Source organism: Mesorhizobium sp. M00.F.Ca.ET.216.01.1.1 (genome assembly GCF_004010325.2).
In the GTDB taxonomy this organism is placed as follows: domain Bacteria; phylum Pseudomonadota; class Alphaproteobacteria; order Rhizobiales; family Rhizobiaceae; genus Mesorhizobium.
The window spans coordinates 1-3845 of sequence record NZ_SADR02000064.1; the positions used below are offsets into that span (position 1 = coordinate 1).

Sequence of the window (3845 nt, forward strand, 5' to 3'; positions counted from 1 at the left end):
TATCTGTTGGCGGGCTATGTCAAGGTCGATTCGATCGCCCGGGAGGGGTTCGGGCGCATCCTGCCGTTCGATTGGTCGGAAGTCGAAATCGGTGCGGAAGCCATGCCGATGATGCGCGACGCGCTCGAACACGGCCTTGGCTCCTCCGGCTATTCCGTGCCGATCATCGACCGCCATGGTCGTCGCGCCCTGTTCTCGATCAACGGCACGACCACGGGCGATGACTGGCAGGCGTTCGTCTGCGCCAACCAGGCGTCGCTGGCCGAGGTCGGCCATGCCATCCACCGCGTTGCGCTGCGGGAGCTTTATGGCGACGACGAGCCGCCGCAGCTGAGCGCGCGCGAGCGGGAGGTGCTGATGTGGACGGCGCGCGGCAAGGACTACAAGGCGGTCGGCCTCATTCTCGGCATCTCCCACCACACCACCAAGGCCTACCTCAAATCCGCCCGCTACAAGCTCGACTGCACGACCATCGCCCAGGCGGTGGCAAAGGCGCTTTCACTGCGGCTGATCTCTGAATAATGGCCACCCCCATATGGGCATGCCCCTTTGCGCAAGCCCATATGGGGAAATATCGCCACGTCCGGTTCTGCCCCACCCTTTGCCCAGCACTTCAGCGAAGGAGTGGAACATGATCACCGTCATTCAACCGCACCACTATCGCCAACATCGAGGGCTGCTGGACCAGATGTTTCGCCTGCGCAAGCGCGTCTTTTTCGATCAGCTCGACTGGGAAGTCCCGGTGCACGGCGACTGGGAGCGTGACGCTTATGACGATTTTGGTCCGGCCTATCTGGTCTGGACCGACGGCAGGTACAAAGCCCTTTATGGTGCAATCCGGTTACTGCCAACGACCGGTCCGACCTTGCTCTACGACGTTTTCCGTCGCACCTTCCCCGAGCAAATCGACTTGGCCGCGCCAGGCATCTGGGAAGGCACAAGGATGTGCATCGACGAGGCCCTCCTCGCACGTGATCATCCCACGATCGATCCGGGCCGGGCTTTCTGCCTCATGTTGCTCGCCTTGTGCGAGGTGGCCTTGGCACACGGCATCCACACTATGGTGTCCAATTACGAGCCGCATCTGAAACGCGTCTACCAGAAAGCCGGCGCCGCACTTGATGAGATCGGCCGGGCCGATGGTTACGGCAAGCGGCCGGTGTGCTGCGGCGTCTTCGAGGTCTCCGAGCGTATTCTTGGCGCCATGCGCGAGAAGCTCGACATTGCCGAACCCCTCTATCCGCGGCACGATTGCCAACTGCCCCGGCGTGGTTGGGGCGCCCTCAAGGAACGGGTTGCGGAGGCGGTGGCAATATGAGCGGCGCCCGTCACGCTCGCTCTGCCGACCTTCCACCGGACGAGGCTCGCCAACGGGACCTGCGCATAGTCAGGCGGCAACCATTCTGGGAGTACCGCTTGGTGTCCTAATTGGCTATGCCATCGGTTGGCGCGCGCTTTTCGTGGCAGCTCGGAGATCGTGTCCCAAGGAGTGGTGTAGGTGACGGCTTGGTCGCTGCGCTCTCCGGCATGGGGCCGGGCTGATGACACCCTGCTGCCGTCCGACCTTCCACCACTGGCGCAGCAAGGCAAGCGGGTCGGCCGACAGCATGGCATTGCGGTACCGTCCGCCCTTGCCACGCGCGACGCGCAGCAGCATGCGCTCGCTGTCGACGTCGGCGACCTTCAGCGTCGGCACCTCCGCGACGCGCAAGCCCGCGCCATAGGCGACCGAGAGCGCGGCCTGGTGCTTGAGGCAGGTGGTGGCGTTGAGGAGACGGGCAACCTCGTCTCGGCTCAGGACCACCGGCAGCTTGCGCGGGTGCGCCAGCCGGATGAGCTTGCGCGCCAGGTCCGGGCGGTCGACCGTGTGGGTGAAGAAGAAGCGCAGCGCCGACACAATGCTGTTCATGGTCGGCACGGGAACGCCGTCATCCTGCTGCCCGACCTGGAACCGGCGCAAGTCATCCGCTGTCGCCGTGTCCGGCGATCGGCCAAGGAAGCTTGCGAACCGCCCGACATCGCGGACGTAGTTGCGCTGCGTCTCCTGGCTGAACCGGCGCATGGTCATGTCGTCGATCAACCGTTGGCGCAGCGGACTGATCGGTGCATCGAGAACAGGATGGGGCATGGTCAGGCTCCTTGTTGAAGAAGCCTGTGATGCTCTGCCCCCGCCGAACGACGCTCAATGCGGGCGCGGCAACCGGATCGTGACCTCTACCTCACCGCGCGCACCCATCCCGCGCAGCGGGTGGTCTAATCGCCCGACCGTCAAGGGGTGGTACAAGGCAGTCGTCCTTTTTGCCGACGCTCGTTCGTATGTCGGGTACAGGGTCGTCTACGCGGTCAATGCAAAGCTGATCGCCGCAGGATGAGTTTCGCAGGTGAGATCTTCCTATGTTCGTTACGCAATCTGCTAAACGAGGCAGTTGCTTCCCGCTTCGCGGAATGATCTCAGCCACGTCCCGGCAGGGACGGCTCGGTGCGTCCTGTAAGAACGCTATCGGTTGAATGCCTGAAGAAATCGTCGCAGGCGAGCGTCTGCAGGATCAGGCAGCGGCGGCGCTCCTCCGTGCGGATCGAACAGCTCGCCCGTCCGGAGCATCGCATGCATGATCACTGCCAGCTTGCGCGCCAGGGCCACGGCCGCTCGCTTGAAGCCGAGCCGAGATAGCCCATGAGCTGGCGCGGGCTCTCAAAACGGCTCACGTCGCCGACCTCGGTAGCGAACGTCACGGCGACGATCAGGTCCACACCACGCAGTGTCTGCAGCGTCCGTATGATCGGGGCGAGCGACCAGGCTGGAACGAACTCTTCGATTACAAGGTCAAGTCGCTCAACCCGCTCTTTTGAGATGCGGACAGATTCGACCATTTCCTGGAGCGCGATCTGATGCGCGGGGTGATCGAACTGCTGCTCCTGCAACCAACGCAGATAGCGCATCGTCCAGCCCTTCTTACGGGGATAGACACGACCGTGCTTAAGCATGAAGGCGCTCACCTGCTGCCGATGCACGCGGAGTGTCTCGACTGCCGCCGCCCGTGCGCGAACGAGATCCCGCATGGCCTCATGACCTTCATCGGGAACCCACACCGCCGTCAGTTCGCCAGCGCGCAGCAGTCGGCACAGGGAGAGAGCATCCCGGCGGTTTGTCTCCACCCGATCGCCAGGCTTCCTTGACGCCGGCGACGGTGACGATGCTACTCGAGGTAGGCATGAACTCGCCGGCTGTGGCGGCGTCAGGCGGCAAGCCCGGCTGGGGGTTTGGCGACCAAAACCATACACACAGCAGGCCCCCGGCCTCGAGAAGAAATCGTAGTTCGTTTCCGATCGCCTTAGGCTTTTTGTATTGGCAGCTGCGTCCTTCGCCGAAGGGAAAGCCATGCGCAAATTGCCTAAGAGCATTGACGCAGACGTCCTAATCGAAATCAGCAGATTCTTGGACGACCGTCCGAACTCGACGCCGGCGCCGGTCCACAAGTTCGCGTCGATGATCCGGCATAGGGTCAAGACCGGCCTACCGATCGCGATAGGCTGTCGCGGCATATTGTGACCCGCGATCAGAATGATGCACGCAGCCGGGTGGCGGTTTGCGTCCTTCGACTGCGGCGGTCAAAGCCGCCAGCGTCAGCCGTGCGTCGATCGAGCGGCTGATGGCATATCCGACAACCCGCCGCGACCAGGCATCCAGGACAACGGCAACATAGGCAAAGCCGCCAACGACGGTGACGTATGTGATGTCGGCCACCCAGAGCTGGTTGGGTCCATCGGAGATGATGTCCCGGGCGAGGTTCGGGAAGATCGGCTGGTTGTGATCGCTATCCGTGGTCACCGTGAATCGACGGCGC

At 63.1% G+C, this 3845-nt stretch carries 4 protein-coding genes and 1 pseudogene; 2 read left to right on the plus strand and 3 right to left on the minus strand.

Annotated elements, in window-relative coordinates; all coding sequences use genetic code 11:
- Together EN859_RS34950 and EN859_RS34955 are read left to right on the plus strand one after the other, a co-directional pair.
- Positions 1-522 (plus strand): LuxR family transcriptional regulator (locus EN859_RS34950; protein WP_135913578.1); only part of this gene is annotated, 522 nt, incomplete at its 5' end.
- 109 nt (positions 523-631) lie between these two features.
- Positions 632-1318, plus strand: a complete 687-nt coding sequence (locus EN859_RS34955; protein ID WP_127857170.1) for an acyl-homoserine-lactone synthase — start codon at positions 632-634, stop codon at positions 1316-1318.
- Between the two features lie 114 nt (positions 1319-1432).
- Here the strand turns inward: EN859_RS34955 and EN859_RS34960 are convergent, their stop codons facing one another.
- The 3 genes and pseudogenes from EN859_RS34960 to EN859_RS34970 form a co-directional block, all read right to left on the minus strand.
- Complete coding sequence (locus EN859_RS34960; RefSeq protein ID WP_127857169.1) at positions 1433-2128, minus strand: phage integrase N-terminal SAM-like domain-containing protein; 696 nt, start codon at positions 2126-2128, stop codon at positions 1433-1435.
- Between the two features lie 533 nt (positions 2129-2661).
- Positions 2662-3174: pseudogene (locus tag EN859_RS34965) on the minus strand (transposase); the annotation flags it as partial.
- A gap of 340 nt (positions 3175-3514) precedes the next feature.
- Positions 3515-3845 (minus strand): DDE-type integrase/transposase/recombinase (locus tag EN859_RS34970; RefSeq protein WP_210237746.1); only part of this gene is annotated, 331 nt, incomplete at its 5' end.

What these genes read in the sequence shown, in the direction of transcription:
- EN859_RS34955 (WP_127857170.1), top strand. Translation starts at nt 632, where the DNA reads ATGATCACCGTCATTCAACCGCACCACTATCGCCAACATCGAGGGCTG.
- EN859_RS34960 (WP_127857169.1), bottom strand. Translation starts at nt 2,128, where the DNA reads ATGCCCCATCCTGTTCTCGATGCACCGATCAGTCCGCTGCGCCAACGG.